16 protein-coding genes are annotated in these 21618 nt (G+C 33.6%); 9 read left to right on the top strand and 7 right to left on the bottom strand.

Annotation, left to right across the window (positions count from 1 at the left end):
* Window positions 1-68: 68 nt before the first annotated feature.
* Window positions 69-2393, bottom strand: a complete 2325-nt coding sequence (locus PSA_RS18770; protein ID WP_042145484.1) for a methyl-accepting chemotaxis protein — start codon at window positions 2391-2393, stop codon at window positions 69-71.
* Between the two features lie 71 nt (window positions 2394-2464).
* Window positions 2465-3130, bottom strand: a complete 666-nt coding sequence (locus PSA_RS18765; RefSeq protein ID WP_042145482.1) for a TorF family putative porin — start codon at window positions 3128-3130, stop codon at window positions 2465-2467.
* A 419-nt stretch (window positions 3131-3549) separates the two neighbouring features.
* Here PSA_RS18765 and PSA_RS18760 point away from each other — a divergent pair, with 419 nt between their 5' ends.
* The gene (locus tag PSA_RS18760) at window positions 3550-4857 is read left to right on the top strand and encodes a DEAD/DEAH box helicase (RefSeq protein ID WP_042145734.1); all 1308 of its coding nucleotides are present in this window, start codon (window positions 3550-3552) and stop codon (window positions 4855-4857) included.
* Between the two features lie 73 nt (window positions 4858-4930).
* Here PSA_RS18760 and PSA_RS18755 read toward each other — a convergent pair whose 3' ends face one another.
* On the bottom strand, window positions 4931-6301 hold the full coding sequence (locus tag PSA_RS18755) for a Na+/H+ antiporter NhaC family protein (RefSeq protein WP_042145479.1): 1371 nt from the start codon (window positions 6299-6301) through the stop codon (window positions 4931-4933).
* 268 nt (window positions 6302-6569) lie between these two features.
* Here PSA_RS18755 and PSA_RS18750 point away from each other — a divergent pair, with 268 nt between their 5' ends.
* The 6 genes from PSA_RS18750 to PSA_RS18730 all read left to right on the top strand — a co-directional run bounded on the left by PSA_RS18750 (window position 6570) and on the right by PSA_RS18730 (window position 15174).
* Window positions 6570-7520 carry a DUF368 domain-containing protein gene (locus PSA_RS18750; RefSeq protein WP_042145478.1) on the top strand — a complete coding sequence of 317 codons (951 nt, stop codon included), beginning with the start codon at window positions 6570-6572 and terminating at the stop codon, window positions 7518-7520.
* Between the two features lie 351 nt (window positions 7521-7871).
* Complete coding sequence (locus tag PSA_RS25945) at window positions 7872-8039, top strand: hypothetical protein (RefSeq protein ID WP_193216504.1); 168 nt, start codon at window positions 7872-7874, stop codon at window positions 8037-8039.
* A gap of 202 nt (window positions 8040-8241) precedes the next feature.
* On the top strand, window positions 8242-12669 hold the full coding sequence (locus PSA_RS18745) for a response regulator (protein ID WP_052379994.1): 4428 nt from the start codon (window positions 8242-8244) through the stop codon (window positions 12667-12669).
* Entirely contained in the window at window positions 12662-13555 is an 894-nt protein-coding gene (locus PSA_RS18740; RefSeq protein WP_042145473.1) for a diguanylate cyclase, read from the top strand. Before PSA_RS18745 ends, PSA_RS18740 begins: the two co-directional genes overlap by 8 nt.
* Window positions 13556-13662: 107 nt before the next feature.
* Window positions 13663-13866: a hypothetical protein gene (locus PSA_RS18735; protein ID WP_042145471.1), complete on the top strand. Its 204-nt coding sequence runs from the start codon at window positions 13663-13665 to the stop codon at window positions 13864-13866.
* 321 nt (window positions 13867-14187) lie between these two features.
* On the top strand, window positions 14188-15174 hold the full coding sequence (locus PSA_RS18730) for a hypothetical protein (RefSeq protein ID WP_042145468.1): 987 nt from the start codon (window positions 14188-14190) through the stop codon (window positions 15172-15174).
* Window positions 15175-15249: 75 nt separating this feature from the next.
* Here the strand turns inward: PSA_RS18730 and PSA_RS18725 are convergent, their stop codons facing one another.
* From PSA_RS18725 to PSA_RS18710, 4 genes are all read right to left on the bottom strand, one after another.
* Window positions 15250-16053, bottom strand: a complete 804-nt coding sequence (locus PSA_RS18725; protein WP_042145466.1) for a DUF1338 domain-containing protein — start codon at window positions 16051-16053, stop codon at window positions 15250-15252.
* Window positions 16054-16132: 79 nt separating this feature from the next.
* Window positions 16133-17602 carry a succinylglutamate-semialdehyde dehydrogenase gene (gene astD / locus PSA_RS18720; RefSeq protein WP_042145463.1) on the bottom strand — a complete coding sequence of 490 codons (1470 nt, stop codon included), beginning with the start codon at window positions 17600-17602 and terminating at the stop codon, window positions 16133-16135.
* 10 nt (window positions 17603-17612) lie between these two features.
* A complete protein-coding gene (gene astA, locus PSA_RS18715; protein WP_042145460.1) occupies window positions 17613-18638 on the bottom strand; it encodes an arginine N-succinyltransferase in 1026 nt (341 codons plus the stop codon).
* Window positions 18639-18725: 87 nt separating this feature from the next.
* Window positions 18726-19931 carry an aspartate aminotransferase family protein gene (locus PSA_RS18710; protein ID WP_042145458.1) on the bottom strand — a complete coding sequence of 402 codons (1206 nt, stop codon included), beginning with the start codon at window positions 19929-19931 and terminating at the stop codon, window positions 18726-18728.
* 185 nt (window positions 19932-20116) lie between these two features.
* On the opposite strand from PSA_RS18710, the gene PSA_RS18705 reads away from it, so the two are divergent.
* Both PSA_RS18705 and rluF read left to right on the top strand, forming a co-directional pair.
* Complete coding sequence (locus tag PSA_RS18705; protein ID WP_042145454.1) at window positions 20117-20545, top strand: Lrp/AsnC family transcriptional regulator; 429 nt, start codon at window positions 20117-20119, stop codon at window positions 20543-20545.
* Between the two features lie 94 nt (window positions 20546-20639).
* Entirely contained in the window at window positions 20640-21614 is a 975-nt protein-coding gene (gene rluF / locus PSA_RS18700; protein WP_042145452.1) for a 23S rRNA pseudouridine(2604) synthase RluF, read from the top strand.
* The last annotated feature ends 4 nt before the right edge of the window (window positions 21615-21618 follow it).

The raw sequence follows: 21618 nt of genomic DNA, 5'->3' as shown, positions 1-21618 counted from the left end.
AAAAACCCTGCAACATTGCAGGGTTTTTATTAAAAAGACTAGGCTTTTATCTCGTTAATTAACGATAACTAGTACTTAAACTTCCTAACAATACTTGACATATTAATCGCTAATTTGGCCAATTCATCAGATGCTTGCGCAGTTTGTAATGATGCGCCAGCAGTATTTTCTGTATAACGAGATATCTCAATAATATTATTATGTACCTCTTCTACATTGGCATTTTGTTTACTGGCAACTGTTGCATTTTCAGCATTTTGGTTGCTTACATCTGATACCAGATCTGTCACTAAATGCAGACTGCTAGTGGTATCTTTTACCAGAGTAATTCCATCAATAGCTTGCTGAGATGCACTACTCATCGCACTTACTGAACGATTTGATGATTCTTTAAGTGCAGATATTTTATTCTGAATTTCAATCGTTGACTGTTGTGTTTTACCAGCTAACATTCTGACTTCATCTGCAACAACTGCAAAACCACGTCCTGATTCGCCGGCTCTTGCGGCTTCTATCGCGGCATTTAAAGCAAGTAAATTAGTTTGGTCTGCGATGCTATCAATCACACCTAGAATACTACTAATATCTTGTACTTGTATTTCTAGCTCTTTTAATTCAGTCGATGCACGCTCAACTGAGCTCACCAAATTTTTAATCGCACCTTGCGAGTCTCTCGCCACTTGTGCACCATTAATAGACTCTTGATTTGCACGATCTGTTAAAGTGGCAGTTTGCTCTGTATTCATTGCGATTTCAGTAATGCTACTACTAAAATTGACCATAGATTGAGAGGCTTGATCTGTTTTACTTTTTTGTAATGTCACAACTTCATTCGTTTCTTTTGTTACACATGATAACTCTTCTGACGCTGAAGCTAGTTGACCCGCATGTTTATCAATATCTATAATTACATTTCTGATATGTGCTACAAACTTATTAAAAGCTTTACCTACATCTCCAATTTCATCTTTACGTTGCGCAAGACACAGAGATGCTGTTAAATCTCCTTCACCTTCAGAAATATCAGTTATGCGATCAACAAGTAAATTGATAGGTGAAACAAGTACTTTAGTGATATATAAACCAATTAAAATACTCAATATCGCAATAACAATTAAACATATCACAGAATATAAAAATAAATCGTCTGACAATTTATAAGCATCAGCAAAAGCTTCTTCAACATCTATCTCTGCCATTAAAGCCCATTTTAATTGACCAAAATTGATAGCAGTATAAGCTGACAATACAGGCACATCTCTATAATCAGCAAAGATATCAACGCCTTCGATTCCCTGTAAGGCTTGAGAAACACCAATAGTATCAACAAATTGTAAACCTATTGCCGAATCGTTTGTTTCTATTCTATTTATATTAGGCTGTTGTGATGATTGTTTTAATGCTTTGATGTAATTAGTTTTATCTTCAATTAAAAAACGGCTTTCACTACGAAGTAATTTATCTTGGCCAACTAAATAAGTCTCACCAGATAAGCCTAAACCCACATCTTGCCATTTTTGATTGCTTGTCATCGTATTATTAATACCATCAATTGGCATTTGGTAAATAAGCACTGCAATTGTTTCACCTAACGCATTTTTAATAGGTGATGATATAAACGAAGCAGGGAAGTTGTAAGATGGAAAGTAATTTTTAAAATCAACTAAAGCGGTGTGATTTACATCAAATGAACTAACTGACTGTCTAAAAGCATCTGAAATACCAGAGTTTGAGTAGGGACCTTGCTTTAATGAAGTGGCAAAATCTAATTCTTTATATACTGAGTAAACAATATTTCCGGTTTTAGCATCCGCAATAAATATATCGTAATATCCAAACAAATTTAAGAAATCACGAAACATATCATGATATTTTTCATGTGTTGTATCGTAATCTGTATTACCACCCGAGTTAAGTTGGTCTTTACTACCTAGCGGGAATTGATTAGAAGAAATATATTTATTTTGAAAATGAACACTACGGTCACTTAGCTGTGATAATTTTGAATTAGCATTAATTTTTGAATTTGGATTTTTTAGATTAAAAGTTTGCGTAAAGTCAGACTGATAATATCGAGAAAGATTACTTTTATTAGTTGTTATTGCATTCAAATCGATATTTTCTTGATTATAAGATGATATAAAATCGCTGGAAGCATCAATCACTGCAGGGTTTTTTGACATACTGATAATTTGAGAATTAATTGTATCAAAATACGATTCTATTTGTGTTTTTTTTAATTCTCGTAAGGAAACCAGTCTTTCTTTAGTTTTAGTTTCTAGCGCATTAAAAGAGGCTTGATTTGCTTCTAATGTAATGATCAAAGCAATTATAAGTGCGGGTACTAGTGCTAAAAATATAGCTTGAAATATTAATTTAGATTTAAGTTTCATTACTGTTCCATTAGCAATTGAAAATAAACCACTTAGGTAACTAAGCGGCTTTATATTTATGAATGTATTTTTTAAAGATCAAAACTGCGATTATATGAAACAGATATTAAATCATCATCAAAAGCTTCATTACCATCTACGGTTGTTACCATTAGACTTAAACCACTGATATGAGATAGGGCAATACTAAAATCACGATAATTTTTAGTATCTTTTAAATCATAAAAACCTGCATGTAAATCTAAAGAAAAATCATTCGCTAATTCAAATGTGTAGTTACCTTCAAAATAGGTAGAATCTGTAAAACTATCACCCCATTGGCTATCAACTAATGTTGAAACACCTATACTCAGGCTATCAATGCTTACTTTGATATAAGCTTCACTGAAATGGTTATCTTCACCGCCTTGATAACCGTAATATATATAACCAAAATCCACATCCGCGCCGTTAATTTCAGTTGTATAACCTGAATAAAAATCATATTCAAAGTCAGTTTCATCACCAAAATCAACTGTTGAAAACCAAGTTCCAGCATAAAAGCCAGCTTGATGATTATAATCAACACCTGCAGAAACCACTGGTTTTTTATCTGATTGCGTTATACCACGCCATATATAATTACTGGTTATACCAACATTAGTTGAAACCGTATGTTCTGAGGATGACAGGTCGTTAGCCACAGCAGTATTTAAGAAAATGCCAAGAAGGGCTGAAGTAAGTAAAGTTTTATTCATAATTTTTTATAATCTATTGCATTAAAGAAATTCATTATTATAACTATTTAATCTATCGAAAGCGGGACACACTCTAGTTTAAATAAGGGATTGATTCAACTTATATTACATAAATATTACAATTTGAACGAGAATCATTATTGAGATAGAAGGTTATAAAAACCAGTATAAATATAACCAATTAATTAATAATGAAAAAATAGATTTAAAATCAACTACTCTATTTTTTATAAATATCTTTTTTTATAAACTACTCATCTAAAAACGCAACAATACCCATAATAGAAACTGATTCTGCAATAAAACAAACAAAGCAAAATAAGTCAATTATTGAAATAAATAACAAGAGGACATTTGGTGTTTGTTAGAGTATAATGCGCGACCAATTTTATACCTGTGCCATTAGTGAGAAATATAGCATGAATTTTAAATCTTTTAGCTTTGCACCTGAAATTCTTCGTGCCGTCGAAGAATGTGGTTACCAAGAGTTGACACCGATACAACGCCTGGCAATCCCTTTGGTACGAAAAGGGCACGATGTATTAGCAAATGCACAAACTGGTACAGGTAAAACAGCTGCTTTTGCATTACCTATTTTACAAAAAATATTTGATGCGCCTAAAGAACGAATGACAGCAAATGCACGCGTATTAGTATTAGCACCAACAAGAGAATTAGCGGAACAAATCGCAAAAAGCTTCGAGAAATACGGTCAGTATATTGACCTTAAAGTTGCAGCAGTTTTTGGTGGAGTAGATATTAATACTCAAGCTAAAAAGCTTAAGCAAGGTGTTGATGTTATTGTAGCAACGCCCGGTCGATTAATAGATCACATTAACTCTTGTAATGTAAGCATCTCAAACGTTGAGTTTTTAGTTCTAGATGAAGCTGATCGTATGTTAGATATGGGTTTTATTACTGAAATCAATAAATTAATGGAAGCGTCTAAATCAGAACGACAAACTTTATTATTTTCTGCAACTTATCCAAGTGCTATGAAAAAGTTTTCAGCTTCTGTACTTAAAAACCCTAAAATTGTACAAGCATCAAAAGACAATGCGACTGCAGACACAGTACAACATGTTGTATATCCAGTAGAGCAACGCAAAAAACAAGAGCTATTATCAGAATTAATAGGTACAAAGAATTGGCAACAAGTTTTGGTATTTGTTAATTTTAAAGAAACAGCAGACGACTTAGTTAAAGAGTTAAACCTTGATGGTATTAAAGCCAGCGTTTGCCACGGAGATAAAACACAAGGTAACAGAAGACGTGCACTTCGTGAATTTAAAGAAGGTAAAATTCGCGTACTAATAGCAACAGAAGTGGCAGCTCGCGGTATCGATATTGAAGGGTTAGAGCGTGTAATCAACATTGATTTACCTTGGTTGGCAGAAGATTATGTTCATCGTATCGGTAGAACTGGCCGTGCAGGTAAATCAGGACAAGCGGTCTCTTTTGTTAGTCGTGAAGAAGAGCAAACACTTGAAGAAATTGAAACATTAATCGGCACTAAAATTCGTCGTATATATGTTGCGGGTTATGAAGTGAGTAACCGTGATGCATTAGTTAAACGTTTACATAACAAACCTAACCATTTAAAACGTTGTGGTCGTACTAATAATGCAAACTCACAAGCGTCTGGTGAAGCGCGTATAATGAACAGAAAGAAGATTTCTGGTGTACGTAAAGGCGCTAAAGGCCAAAAGTTAAAATTATCGAAGTAATATTCATTTTATAAATTGACTAAGAACAAAAAAGGAGAAGCAAATGCTTCTCCTTTTTTTGACTTTAACTAATTTACATTAATAAACCAGCGATAATATAGGCGATACAAGTTATCGCACCACCAAATAATGCATAAGGTAATTGAGTTTTAACATGCTCTAATAAATCACATCCAGATGCAATTGCTGATACAGCTGTGGTATCCGATATTGGAGAGCAATGATCACCAAATATACCACCACCTAAAACGGCAGCAATAATCAATGAAGGCGGTAAACCTAAAGAGTGTATCAATGGTACAGCTAGCGGTATTAATATTGCAAATGTGCCCCATGATGTGCCCGTCGTAAAAGCAATAATTGCACCAGCAATAAACAGTACAACAGGTATCATAAATACAGGTAAAAATTCACCTACAATACCTGCTATAAAAGTACCTGTACCAAGCTCTTTTAAACTCGCGCCTAAAGCAAGAGAGAAAAGCACAATTGTAACCAAAGGTAATAACTCCGACATACCTGAAAAGCCTATTTTAACAAGCTTTTGGTGTGAAAACTTTTTTGTAAATAACATCATAATATAAGCAACAAAACAGCCCATAGCTGTAGCCCACAAAATAGACTTAGAACCACTTCCTGATGCTAAATCACCACCGCCGGTATAGAACATAAAAGCAATCATGCCAAATATCATAGTACCCAGTGGTAATAACATAAAACGTGCTTTTGTTGGTTCAAATTCATGCTCGTGTTTCGCATTAACTTCGCTTTTGATCTCACTATCTTTCATAGGACCATAGACTTTGCCAGAAAGTACAGTAAACAACACAAGTGTGATTGCTATAAGTGGATAGAAATTATAAATCACTGTGCCCCATAAAACTGAAGCCGCAGACTCATTAAATTCATAACCACTGAGCAGTGCTAATACATACGCTCCCCAGCCATTTAATAATACTAAAATACAAATTGGTGCAGCTGTACTATCAATGATATAAGCAAGTCTCGCACGACTCATACCAAACTTATCAAATAAACCTCTAGATAAAATACCTGATGTAAGCACACTGAGGTTTGATTCAATAAAAATAAACATGCCCGTAAAAGTGGTCATTAAACCAACCTGACGGGGGTTTTTTGCTACACCTTTATTCATTAACATTTGAACAGTCGCTGTTACACCGCCCGAGTGGCGTATATATGCCAATAGTGCACCTACTAATAAGCTAAAAATAAGTATTCTAGTATTACCTGGGCTACTAAACACAGCAGTTATGCGTTCAATTGCAGTGATCCCGCCCATAAATAATGACTGTTCCTGATCTTTAAAAGCCAATAGCAGTTCAGACGAAAATATTGCCATTAACAAAGCCAAAATGACTTCTTTTTTCCACAATACAATTGTGATAGCCACAATCGGAGGTAAAACTGTTATCCAATCCATACAAATCCAACTTAATTTTTATTTTTATTTTTATTTAAAAATACAGGCCTTTATTAAGCGCCAAATTAACACTACAAACTTATAATTATAAGGCCTCGAAAGCTAACTTAAATTGATCTTCATTGCAAATAATTGAGGCTGAAAGAGGGTTAAAATTAAACAAAAATGCATATAAAATGTTTACAGTAAATTTAATGAACAATTCTGATAGAATGATTTCAATTAAGAGCTATTTATCATTTTTGAACATAAGGATTTCTAAACAAACATGTCAGTGAGTAAACAAACAAACAAAGATTATTTATTATTGTTTTTTAAAGGAGCAGGAATGGGAGCAGCTGATGTTGTTCCTGGTGTATCAGGCGGTACCATCGCTTTTATAACCGGTATTTATCAAAGATTACTCAATGCTATTCAAAGCGTTAATTTAGAAGCGGCTAAACTATTATTTCAAAAGGGTAGCCTAATAAATAATATTAAATCGTTATGGCAGCATATTGATGGTAATTTTTTATTAGCGGTATTTTCGGGCTTGCTCACAAGCGCAATTTCACTCGCTAAAATCATCACTTTTATGTTAGCTAACCATCCTATTTATGTATGGTCATTTTTCTTTGGTTTAATAATCGCCTCATTTATACATATTGCTAAGCAAGTCGAAACTTGGAATATTAAAACCATATTAAGCTGTATTTTTGGTGCTGTTTTAGCATTTACTATCACCACATTAAGCCCAACCGATGTTGAGCCACAATGGTGGTATTACACAGCTGCAGGTGCTATAGCAATTTGTGCAATGATATTACCCGGCATATCTGGCAGTTTTATATTACTATTACTTGGCATGTATGCACATGTATTAAGTGCAGTTAATTCTTTAGCATTTGATTTAATATTTTTATTTATCACAGGTTGTATTATCGGCTTAATGGCCTTTTCACGGGTATTAACTTGGTTACTTAAACATTATCATCAAATCACTTTCGCATTGTTATCTGGATTTTTAGTCGGTTCTTTAAATTTATTATGGCCATGGAAACAAGTACTTACTACATATACAAACTCTAAGGGGATCATTAAACCATTAAGCCAAAAGAATATCTTACCAGATACCTTTTTGCAGTTAACAGGGCAAGATCCTAAGCAAGTTACGGCAATTTCATTAATGTTATTCGGCTTATTGTTAATCTTATTTATTGAAAAGCTCAGCAAAAAATAAAAAGATCGATTTGAAGTGCGAATAGAAATATATTTGCACTTTTGATTTTATTACTATATAGTCTACAGTCTAGTTAGTTAATCTTCCTCTAATATTTACCTAACCAGCAGTAATGCCTTTTCTTGCCTTGATCCAGTAAGCCTGCATTTAAAAAATAATAAGCTAAATTATCGTACGGCGAATATCATATTAAATCTCTATTTAGACCTTTAATATACAACCCAAATTTTATTGAATAAAACAATAAATATTAACTGATCGTCAAAACTGTAATGAAGCTGTAACTAAATTTTGTTTTATTAGTAGATGTTTACTTCTACTCTTAAGACAAACAAAAAAGTGAGTTTTATTATGTCTTATACATATAATGGGTCTGAGATCCAAATTGCACATCCAGTGCAGACAATCTCAATTAATAATTTACAAGTGATTTTTGCTGATAGCCAAGGTCAAAAGAGCACAAAATTTGATACAAAGAGTCAAGCAAGACAATTTGTAAAATGGCTCAAAGTAAATTAATTGCATAACTTTAGATGTGCTTCGCTTTTGAAGTGCATCTAGAGTGTTATCCCTTCCATATATCCAACTATCCGTCCATTAATTTAACGACTTTCAAATTTAAATCTAGAAATCAGAAATATAAAATTTTTGTAGTATTGTTTACAAAAATAAAAAAACTAAAGTATATTATGATTAGTAAGTTACTAATGGAATCGATCACTTGCTTAAAAATAAATCATTATTCAAAGAGTTAATTACCTGGTTTATACTTTTGTCTTTGATCCCTGTGAGTCTCATTTCTTGGTTTAATTATGACCAAGCCAAATCTAGTAAGCTGATCTCTGCACAACAAAAATTAAACCAATCCTCTTATTTTAAAAAAAAATATATTTCAAATTGGTTTGAATATAGGTTCACAGATGTACAAAATCAATCCAAATCAAAAGCCAACTTAGCTTTAATTAAAAACCTGAGTCATGGTTTTAGTACGAGCAATTTTTCACTTAAATCTTATGTTGAGAGCTCTGATTGGTCAAATCACGTTACCACTTCTCAATCCGACTTAGTAAATTTTAAAACTAATTATCAATTTATATATGACTTATTGTTAATTGATGTTAAAGGTAACATCCTCTTTTCAGTAGAAAAAGAAAATGATCTTGGCACAAATTTAATATCAGGAGAATACGCAAAAACAAAATTTTCAAAAGCATTTAGAGACACTATAAAAACCCATAAAATACAGTTCTCCGGAATAGAACGATATAAACCATCTCTTGATAAATTAGCTGGTTTTATAACATCTCCTATTTATGATGAATCAAATTCACTTATAGGTGTCTTTGCTTTGCAATTAAATTTAAAACCTGTATTTGATTTAATTACATATAAAGAGTTCAATAATAGTTCACATACCCACTATATCGTTGATCAAAATGGTATTTTACAAACCCCTATTAGAGATGATTGGGAACAGGTTTTAAATAAAAAATTCTCAAATAAAAACCTGATGCCTACGGAAGCTGACCATACAACTATCTCTACCGCCTATTTAATGCCTGAAGCTAATGCCGTTTTTGCCGTCCATAAAGTTATTAATCTAAGGAATATTCAATGGATTTTAATCAGCGAAGTGAATGAACTAGAAGCACTTTCAGCCGCAAATTCAATGTTATCCACTTCATCAATCTTTGTTTTCATTATCATGGTAATAATGCTATTTATTGCCATTATACAAGTTAGAAAAATAACAATACCTATAAATGAACTTGCTAAAGCAAGTCAAAATTTTGCGCTAGGAGAAGCTGGTCAAAAAGTTGTTATCCACTCAAATAATGAAATTGGTAAATTAGCGAGTTCTTTTAATAACATGATCTTAGCGCGTAATGAATATGAGGAAAATATTAAAAAAAGTAATCATGAAGTAAAAGCTGCACTTGATGAATTATCACATCAGCAATACGCACTAGATCAGCACTCCTTAGTTGCCATCACAGATGGTAAAGGCACTATCACCTATGTGAATGAAAGATTTTGTCACATATCAGGTTATGACAAAGAAGAATTAATTAATAATAATCATAGAATTTTAAATTCTGGCTATCACCCAATATCTTTCTTTAAAGATATGTATCAACTAATCGCAAAGGGAAAAGTATGGCATGGTGAGGTCTGCAACAAAAATAAAACAGGTGAATTATACTGGGTAGACACAACCATCATTCCTTTTTTGAATAATAAAAATAAAGTATTTAAATATATTGCGATCCGCACAGATATTACAAAAAGAAAACACATAGAGCAGCAAAATAAAATGCTACATTCAAATACTAATATTAAATTTAATATTGCTCAAAACCTTGCACAACATAGTTCTTTAAAACGTCGTATACAAGAAGCTTTAGAAAGTAGCTTTGAAATTACAATATTACAAAACCACAAAAAAGCAGGTTTATATTTATTTGAAGAAAATACTTTAAGTCTATGTCATTTTAGTGGTCACTTTTCAAAAGATATAATTAAAGAAGAACAAATTAATAAGATATATAAATTAACTCAAAAAGTGCTAGAAAGTAAAAATATCCTATTTATAAAAGATAGTTACAGTGACCTTAAAAAACACAGTGACTTACCTGAAATACTTAATCATAATTTGCTTGTGATCCCTATTTTTAACCATCTTTCTGATGTATTAAGTGAGCCGATCGGCGGGTTATTTTTTTACTGTGATTCTAATATAGAAATAAATGAATATCTGGATTTAATGGATGAAATAACAAATCTGTTTGCCGCTGCTGTCATGAGGGAGAATGCCAGAAAACTATTAAAACAAGCGACTGAATCTGCAGAACAAAATAGCCAACTTAAAGGTGAATTTTTAGCAAGTATGAGTCATGAAATTCGTACACCGATGAATGGTGTACTAGGCATGTTAGGTTTACTGCTAAATACAGAGCTCAATGTTGATCAACTCCATAAAGCATCTTTAGCAAAATCCAGTGCTGAATCATTACTAGTTTTAATCAATGATATTTTAGATTTTTCTAAAGTTGAAGCCGGTAAAATGAACTTAGAATATATTGACTTTAATTTACGGGGTATGTTTGGAGAGTTAACAGAATCAATGGCACTTCGTGCACATGAGAAAAGCCTAGAACTGATCTTAGATCTAACAGAGATCGAATATTCTATGGTTAAAGGCGATCCCGGCAGAATACGTCAAATTCTCACTAATATTGTAGGTAATGCAATTAAGTTTACAAGTTTAGGGGAGGTGCGGATCAGTGCTTCAATGACAAAAGTAAACTGTGAATTATTAGAACTCAAATGCCAAGTTACAGATACTGGTATTGGGATCCCAAAAGGTAACTTAAATAGCCTATTTGATACTTTTACCCAAGTCGATGCTTCAACAACAAGAAAATATGGTGGTACAGGTCTTGGTTTAGCTATATCTAAAAAACTCTGTGAATTAATGAACGGGGAGATTTCAATTGAAAGTGAAGAAGGCAAAGGCAGTTGCTTTACATTTACTGTGGAATTACAAAACAGTACACAATCTCAAAAAGTACTACCACTAATTGATATTAGTAAATTATGTATTTTAATAGTAGATGATAATAAAACAAATAGAGAAGTCTTACGAGGTCAGATCGAGCATTGGGGTGCAAATGTTCATGAAGCAAGCGGTGCAGCTCATGCTTTAGATATACTCAATACAACACAATTTGATGTTGCATTACTCGATATGCAAATGCCAGATATGGATGGTGCAGAACTCGGTAAACAGATTAAAAATAATAAAGCTTTGAGTGATTTAAAATTAGTCATGATGACATCAATATCTAATTCAGATGAAATCGAATTTTTCGCAAAAATTGGTTTTGATGCTTATTTTCCGAAACCTGCTACAACATCAGATTTATTCAACGCACTCAATGTTGTTGTTGATAATGGTGAAGCTCGCCACAACGCATCCCCTATTGTTACCCATAATTATTTGCAAACATTACTACCCACAAACCAAAACCACAATATAAAACTATTATTAGTAGAAGATAACAAAGTAAACCAACTTGTAGCTATGGGGATTTTAAATGAACTAGGGTACAAAGCTGATGTTGTAAAAAACGGTCAAGAAGCGATTGATGCATTAAAAAGATCAAGAAGTGATTCACCATTTAACTTAATTTTAATGGACTGCCAGATGCCAATTTTGGATGGTTATAAAACCACTCAAGCAATACGTAGTGGTGATGCTGGCCTAAGATATACAGATACACTCATTATTGCAATGACTGCCAACGTCATGCAGGGAGACCGTGAAAAATGTATTAATTGCGGTATGAATGACTATTTAAGTAAACCAATCGATCCATTATCATTACAAGAAAAATTAAAGTTATGGCTCAGTGGTAAAAATTATCAGCATATAAAAATTGACTCCATCAAATTAACAAATAATGAGGAGGAATTATTGCAAGTTCCTAATAATGTAAACAATGAAAATTCTGAAACTTTAGTAGCTTGGGATCAAGATAGCGCACTCAAGCGAGTATTAAATAAAGAAAAATTATTAAAGTCGCTTATTGAAATATTTCTCACTGAAATGCCGTCCCGTTTAATTGATTTAAAAACAGCTATTAATAATCAAGATAATGAATCTATAAAATCAATTTCCCATACCATAAAAGGCGTAGCAGCAAATCTCAGTGCATTAAAGTTACAACACTTTTCATTTGAGTTCGAAAAAGCAGGTAAATTAGCAATAACACAACGGTATTATCCCCTTTATTTACAATTAGATGCTGCCTATACAGAAATCACAAATCTGTTTAAGTCATATATTAGTGACGAAACAACACATGAAAAAATACAACCGAGTAAAGCTGTTTCAATAAAACAATATACTGAATTAATAGTAAGTCTGACTGAGATAAAGCTGCGAATAGAAAACAATGATTATGTTGAGCCTGATGAAATTTCAAACTTTCTTCAATGGGATTTAAATAAAAATTTAGTAGATAAATTGCATTTACTCGAAACTCAGATTGGCCAATTTGAAATATTATCTGCATTAGAAAATATAGAGGTAATTTCAAATCATATTACAAAAAAAATCAAAAGCGAAGGGTCTAATAATGAATAATAAACCGCTAATATTAATAGTCGATGATTCGCCAACAAATATTCAACTACTTGCAGCATGTTTAAAGAACGACTATAGACTAAAAATAGCAACAAGTGGTGAACAATGCTTACAACTGATAAGCGACAATATTGAACCAGATCTGATCCTATTAGATGTTGAAATGCCAGGATTGAGTGGTTATCAAGTGTGTGCAAAATTAAAAGTTAAAGATTCCACGGCATCAATTCCAATCATTTTTGTAACAGGACGTCAAGGAGATGAAGACGAGACAAAAGGCCTCAGATTAGGTGCGGTTGATTACATCACAAAACCAATACGACCAGCAATTGTTGTCGCTAGAGTAAATACCCATATCACATTAAAGTTACAGCACGATAAATTAATAAGCATTGCAATGCATGATCAATTAACCGGATTATACAATCGTCATTACTTGCTAGAAGTTGCAACTCAAAAAGTTTCAGAAGCTTTGAGGCACAAATATCCATTATGTGTATTAATGATTGATATAGACCACTTTAAATCAATAAACGATACATATGGTCATCACTGCGGAGATCTGATTTTAAAAGCAGTAGCAACTGAGCTCTCAATTGGTAATAGAGAAGAAGATATCACTGCACGTTTTGGCGGTGAAGAATTTGTAGTCATATTCGACCACTGTCACTTTGTTGATGCACAAAAGAAAGCAAATGCTATTCTTAAACTAATCGAAGAATTAAAACCTGAAGGATTGACTGTTACTGTGAGTATAGGATTAGCTAAATTAATAAAATCCGATGAGCATTTTTCAAATCTACTAAAACGTGCAGACTTAGCTTTATATGAAGCCAAAGGAAAAGGGAGAAATAGAGTGGAAGCAGCGGTCGCACCAAACAATTAAGGAGAGTAAAGTTATGGACAATCAAAAAAATCATCAATATATCTGATATTAAAATATCCAAAACCAGTGAAGAAATAAATAATTATAATCAGCAATCGAGTGGCATTATGAAAGGCATGCTCAGTGAATTAGAAGATATGTTATTCAGCTTAGGCTTAGATGACGATCAAGAAAAAGCATTAATGCAGTTAGCAGATAAAGCAACAGAACAACTTGTGAGTTTAAACCAGACAACAAACGATTTAGACAGCGAACTTAATGTTATTTTAGATAGTTTAAATGAGTATTATCAATCCCATACAGATAATTAAAAACAACAAGTTGTAACATTAAAGTTAACAATGGTAAGCTTTTGTTATTTATGATTTTTAATATTGACAGTGATTATAGTTTAGTTATAAGTTGATATTTTAATCAAGAACAAGGAATGTCTTATCTTCAAATTTTTAAATACTTACTGCTACCATTTTATATTAATTTTTTGTATTTTAGTTTTATTGAGTGGGTGTAAATCGACTAATCAAACTGACAATAAAAATGAAATCCCCAATATTTAAACTATCGTTGATCCGCAAATATTTGGCCTCAAACCTAATATTATTGGCAGTGATAAATTATTTGAACTAACAAAAATGGAGCAAAATAAATTCTTTGAATATTATAACTCTCAAAATCGCGCTGAAATCCCGCCTCATAAACGCGTTTATAATTATCTAGAAAATAACCTACATGCATTTAATTATTATGGTGAAACCTATACCGCACAAGAAACCATAGATAATAAAGCCGGTAACTGTATCTCTTTAGCAATATTAACAACGGCTTATGCAAAATTAGCAAATATTCAATTTGCATATAGTGAAGTCACTACAGCACCAGTATATTTTAAAGAGTCTAACTTTCAATTAATTTCTAATCACGTTAGAACAAAGCTCTACGATCCGACATTTATTGAAGAAGATAAGATGGCTTACTTTTATAAACCCGGGATCATAGTTGATTATTTCCCAAGTAGAAATAACTGGTCAAATGGTATAGCAACATATGATAAGTTTATTTCTATGTATTATAGAAACTTAGCAGCAAAGTCATTACTGAAAAATGATTTAAACACAGCTGGCTGGTTAACTTTAGAATCATTAAAATTTGCACCTAACAGCTTAAGTGCAATTAATTTACTTGCTATTATATTTAGAAGTCTAGATTATTATGACTTATCGGAGAAAGTGTATCTTCATGGTTTAAAATATAGTAAAGACAACTTAAATTTACTCACAAACTATCAATTATTATTAGTTAAACAAAATAAAACAATAGAAGCTGAACAGCTACAGATTAAAATTGATAATGCAGCAGACCCAAGCCCATTTAGGTGGCTCACTTTAGCAGATGAACATTACAATAATCAGAAATACCTTGGGGCTATAAAGTACTATAAAAAAGTAATAGAAATAGCGCCTTATTTACACCATGGTTATGCCGGAACAGCTAAGTCACTTTATGCGTTAGATGAAAAACGCGCATCTAAGAAGTTTATGAAAATCGCTTTAGAGAAAACTCATGAAGCAAAACAAGAAAAGCTCTATAAAGCTAAACTAGCCATTTTTGAAAAATATTAACGAATAGAAACAAAAAAACGCCAGAATAACTGGCGTTTTAGGCTTGGATAAAGCCGAGTTTATATAATTTCTATATTATCTAGCGTTTGTGCTTTCAAATATTTTATCTGCAGAAGCCGCAACAAAACCAGTATATACTTCGCCATCAGGTTTGTTATAACGTAAAGCAAATTCATAGAAACAGCTAGGGATCTGCATCTCACAATCGCTAAATTTAACATTAAAGTTATCAGCAAGTGTTGATGATTGCTCAAGTAATACTTCAGGAGAACCTTTAACAAGCCCACCTGTTGTATTCATCTCAAAATTAGCATCAATCAATTTTTGATTAACCGCTTCAATTGTATCAAAGCCGGCTAAGTAGTTAATACTTACTGTAAAGTGGTTTGCACGGTATCCCCATGCCGCAGTCCACGCAGCATACTCACTTTCTTTTAATAACATTTTGTAAGTGTCAGAATCAATTGACCAATGCGTACCTGAATAAATAAAGTTTTCAGCAGTAACCGCTGCTTCATCTACTTGATCAACAATATCTGTGATAACTTTTTGCAGTTCATCAGAGAACTTTTCAACTAATAGCTCAGAGATAAATACTTTAGGTTTAGTTGGATCTGAATGTTCAAAGTGTTTAGCGTATAAATGTTTTGAATCAAAATGATATTCACCACATTCAGTGTAACCAACGGCTTTAAAGTGTGCAGCGAGCTTTTCTAAGCCTACTTTTTCAATATTAAAAGTACGAAGTGCAATATGATCATTAATCACATCATCTTGTTGCGTAGAGCCTAATAATTCATGAACTTTTTTAGCTGATGGAGTCACTGCTAAGTAGTCAGTCCATAAGTTTTCAAAAAGTGTATCTACATTTTTGTGCATGTTAATTCCTAAATCTTAATGATAAGGAAGCAAATAACTTTGCTCCCTAATTACTCGCATTTTTTATTAAGTTAATATCTTAAACTGACAAACCAGGCGCTAAAGTTGCTGGCATAGTTACTTTTTGTGCTTCAACAGAAGCAACAGGGTATGCACAATAGTCAGCAGCATAAAAAGCACTGGCTCTGTGATTACCACTGGCACCTATACCACCAAAAGGAGCGGCGCTTGACGCACCTGTAATAGGTTTATTCCAATTTACGATACCTGCGCGTATACGCTTAAAGAAATGATCGTAATCTGCTTGCTCATCTGCTAATAATCCTGCAGATAAACCAAATGAAGTATTGTTACCTTCGTTAATTGCTGCATCAAAGTCGGTATATCTGTAAACTTTTAATAGTGGACCAAAGTGCTCTTCATCAGGTAATGATTGTGCATTTGTCACATCCACTATACCTGGAGATACAAAACCAGTTCCAGCTTTTAAGTGCTTAAGTTCAACTAAAGACTCACCACCAATCGCTAATATTTCAGCTTGCGCTTTTACCATACCTAAAGCCGCTGCTTCTGAGATCATCGCCCCCATAAAAGGTTGCGGTTCAGCAAAAGACTCACCTACTAATATGTTGTTAGTCGCTTCAATCAATTTAGCTAAAATTGCATCGCCATTTGCGCTTTTCTCAATAAATAAACGACGTGAACACGTACAACGTTGACCAGAAGTAACAAAAGCTGATTGTAAAATATCATGAACCGCAGAATTTATATCAGTAACACCTTTAACGATTAGAGGGTTATTTCCGCCCATTTCTAATGCTAATATTTTACCTGGGTGACCAGCAAATTGCTTATGTAATAAGTGACCCGTATTAGAGCTACCAGTAAAGAATAAACCATCTATATCACTATGAGAAGCCAATGCTTTACCTGTTTCAAGCTCACCTTGTACTAAGTTAATTACACCATCTGGTAAACCGGCTTGTTGCCATAGCTGTAATGTGTATTCAGCTACCATAGGTGTTAATTCAGATGGTTTAAATACTACGGTATTACCAGCAAGTAATGCAGGTACAATATGCCCGTTAGGTAAATGACCTGGGAAGTTATAAGGGCCAAATACAGCAACAACACCATGTGGTTTATGACGAATAAATGCTTTTGCACCAGGCATTGGGTTTTCAGTCGTACCTGTACGTTCATCATGGGCTTTAATTGAGATAGCTATTTTACCGGCCATCGCTCCCACTTCTGTACGAGTTTCCCAAATAGGCTTGCCTGTTTCTTTAGCAATAACAGTCGCCATCGTTTCACTGTTATCTTTTAATAGCTGTGCAAATTTATTGAATATTTCAATACGTGCGCTTGATTCGAGATCTGACCAAGTATAAAAAGCGTTGCGCGCTGATTTTATTGCACTATCTACTTGTTCTTCTGATGCACCCGCACCTTGCCAAATAACTTCACCATTTGAAGGATTAACTGATGAAAAGCTCGGTCCGGTTCCAATAAGCCATTGGCCATTTATAAGTTGTACATTGAAGCTCATAGGTGCATCCTTAAGTTAAGTTGATAAATCTAATTGAATCGCCTTCACTTACATTAAGTGCTTTGGCAACTTCAGGTGATATAAGAGTAATACCTTGCTCTTTGATGTATTCCACTTGTGGCGTGAATGTAGCTCTAAAATCTGCAATGCTAGTATTACAAATAGCAAAAACAGTTTCATTTGAAATATCATCAGAAATTGTCACTTTGCTGTTTATACTTTCTTTGACTGAACGTATTTTATTCAGTTTTGATTCTACGGTAGGTCCGGCATCAAACAGATCAACATAACCACGATGTTCAAATCCTTCCTTTTCAAGCAAACGCAGTGCAGGTTTTGTTTTTTCATGAACCTGACCAATAACCGCCTGTGCTTTTTCACTGAGCAAATTGGCATAAATAGGATGCTTAGGCATCAATTCTGAGATAAAGCCTTTGCTGCCAATACCAATAAGATGATCGGCCTCAGGAAAGTCTATGCTAAAGAAATGCTCTTGCAACCACTCCCAAAAAGGAGAGTGACCATGCTCGTCAGATACACCACGCATTTCAGCAATAACCGTATCAGCAAACCTTGTAGGATGCTCTGCCATAAATAAAAAACGTACACGAGACAATAACCTACCAGCTAAGCCCTTACGAAATGCTTCTCTGAGAAATAAGGTACATATTTCACTGGCACCTGTGTAATCATTACACATAGTAAGTACTTCTACAGTGTTATAAACACCAAGCGCTTTAGAGTGATGAACAGATTTACTTTTATGATAATGATATAAAGGTACATTCATGCCAACAGCTGCTTCTATCGCTGTTGTACCAATAATTTCACCTGTTTGTGTATCTTCTAAAACAAATAGGTATCCTTCATCACCTGGTGATGATGCAGACTTATTGAAGCTTAATTCTGCTCTTGATATTTTTTCTGATAACTGTTCATCATTAACCGGTAATGATGTGAAGCCATGACCTGATTCAATAGCAATTTTTTTTAAAGCATCAAAATCAGATTTTTTGATAGGTCTAATTACTTGCATAGTAAGTTACTCATACCTTTTATAGACATCAAAACAGACTAATTAGTATATTTTACTATTTAGCCTGTTTAATTAATTAAAAAGTGATTAACCTTTAACTACTTGTGCAACCGCTTTTTCAAAGCGCTCTAAACCTTCTTTGATATCTTCAAGTGGGATCACTAATGAAGGTGTAAAACGAATCACATTAACACCCGCAACTAAGCTCATTAAACCATGCTCAGCTGAAGCCACTAAGAAATCTTTAGCACGACCAGCGTAATCTTCTGTTAATACAGCGCCTAAAAGAAGACCTTTACCACGTACTTCAGTAAATACATTGTATTTTTCATTAATTGCAGCAAAACCTTCACGGAACAGTTCCTCACGCTCTTTAACGCCGGCTAGTACTTCATCTGTGTTTACAGTGTCAAAAGCCGCCTCAGCAACAGCACAAGCTAATGCATTACCACCATAAGTAGAACCATGCGTTCCAATTTTCAAATGTTTTGCGATTTCAGTGCTTGTTAGCATTGCAGCGATTGGAAAACCGCCACCTAATGCTTTAGCTGTTGTTAAAATATCAGGAGTAACACCTAAACCTTCATAAGCATATAAATCACCTGTACGACCAACACCAGTTTGAACTTCATCAAAAATAAGCACAGCATTGTGTTTAGTACATAAATCACGGACGCCTTGCATAAATTCATTTGTAGGAGAAATAATTCCGCCTTCACCTTGAAGTGGTTCAATCATAACTGCACATGTTTTATCAGAAATAAGCGCTTCAAATGCAGCTAAATCATTATAATCAACGTGGTAGATATCGCCTGGCTTAGGACCAAAACCATCTGAATAAGCAGCTTGGCCACCCACTGTTACAGTAAAGAATGTACGGCCATGGAATCCTTTATTAAATGCGATGATTTGGCTTTTTTCTGCACCGTGATTATCAAGTGCAACACGACGTGCTAACTTTAATGCGGCTTCATTAGCTTCAGCGCCCGAGTTTGCAAAATACACTTTTTCAGCAAAAGTGGCATCTACAAGCTTTTTAGCTAAACGTAAAGCAGGCTCATTTGTCATAACATTAGATAAATGCCAGATTTTTTCGCCTTGCTCTTTTAAAGCGTTTACAAGGTTAGGGTGACAATGACCTAAACAGTTAACAGCAATACCACCGGCAAAATCGATAAACTCTTTACCGTTTTGATCCCATACACGAGAGCCTTCACCTTTAACAGGGATCACAGCTGATGGTGCATAGTTAGGTACCATTACGTCGTTAAATAATTCTCTTGTTACTTGCATTTTAAAACCCTTCACTTGCAGATTAAATATGGCTAAAAGTTTAGTTCACATTTGTATAAATGAATCTAACTTCAGCACTAATTATTATGATTTATTAATTATGTGTATTATTTATTTCAAAGTGCAGTGTTATTTTGTTAAAATTAACCAATATAATGAACAATATGACCAAAAGAGTTATCAAAATGATAAGTGAACAGGATGAAAAGCTACTTTCTATACTAAGAACAAATGCTAGAACCAGTGTTTCTGACTTGGCCAGAGCACTCAGTTTATCTCGCTCTACCGTACAAAATCGCATCGCAAAACTGGAAAGAAGCGGTGTAATTAAAGGTTACGTAGTGCAATATGGAAATGAGTTTTCACAAGATTTAGTATCTGCACATGTTTCTATAAAAGTGAAACAAAAACTGACAACAAAAACAAACTTAGAACTTAAACAAGTTAGTCAAATTAGCGAACTTTACGCAACAAGTGGAGAGCATGACTTAATCGCGATAGTACAAGCGCAGTCATTAGCTCAATTAAGCCGTATTCTTGATGATATTGGTAACTTAGATGGCGTAGAGCGTACAAATTCTTCTGTTTTATTAGAAACCAAGTTTAAACGCTAAGACTTTTTTAAATTTTACCATTTTAATGATTGGTCGTTGAGCCTTGCTCGTTTACAATGTCGCTGATTTTTGACTTTTACTTTTTGGAACACCTATGACAGATACCAAGCGCCTCAACAAATTTATCAGTGAAACGGGGTTTTGTTCTCGCCGAGAAGCTGACAAATATATTGAAAGTGGAAAGGTAACTATTAATGGTTTTAAAGCCGAAGTGGGTACTCAGGTATGTGAAGATGATGTTGTTAAAGTAAATGGTCGACCTTTAAAAGAAAAACCAAAAGCTGTTTATATCGCATATAACAAACCAGTTGGTGTAACTTGTACAACAGAGAGGAAAATTCACAGTAATATTATTCGTGCGATTAACTATCCTGAACGTATTTTTCCTATCGGTCGATTAGATCGTCCTTCAGAAGGTTTGATTTTTTTGACAAATGAAGGTGATATCGTTAATAAGATTTTAAGAGCCGGTAATAATCACGAAAAAGAGTATGTCGTTAAAGTTGATAAATCTATTAATAGTACTTTTGTTCAAAAGATGTCAAATGGTATTCCAATACTTGGCACTGTAACTAAAAAATGTACGGTTAAGCAAATAAGTAAAGATACATTCTCAATGATATTAACGCAGGGATTAAATCGTCAGATCCGTCGTATGTGTGAATATTTAGGTTATGAAGTAATTACATTACAACGTACGCGTATTATGAATGTTACCCTTAAAGGTTTGCCTGTTGGTAAGTGGCGCCATTTAACAGACACTGAGATGCAGCAAATAAATGGTTCTGTTGAGAGTTCAGGAAAGACTGAAGAGCATTCGATGGATGCTAATAAACGTCAACAGAATAAATCGTTTAAAAAAGTAGAGAATGATCAGAATAAACGTTTTAATAACAAGGCTGGATCATCAGATAGAAAAAGAAGCTTTAAAGATAATTCTTCAAATAACGAGTCAAAAAAGACATCAAAGAGAGATAATAAAAAACCTTTTAATAAAGAAAACAAAACGCATAGTAATAAAGCAACAAAGCCAAAGCGGATTAAAGGCACATTATCTTTAAAGAAATAAGAAT

Source organism: Pseudoalteromonas sp. '520P1 No. 423', from assembly GCF_001269985.1.
In the GTDB taxonomy this organism is placed as follows: domain Bacteria; phylum Pseudomonadota; class Gammaproteobacteria; order Enterobacterales; family Alteromonadaceae; genus Pseudoalteromonas.
The sequence above is the reverse complement of the archived record's forward strand: the minus strand, read 5'-3'. Positions and strand labels throughout refer to the sequence as shown.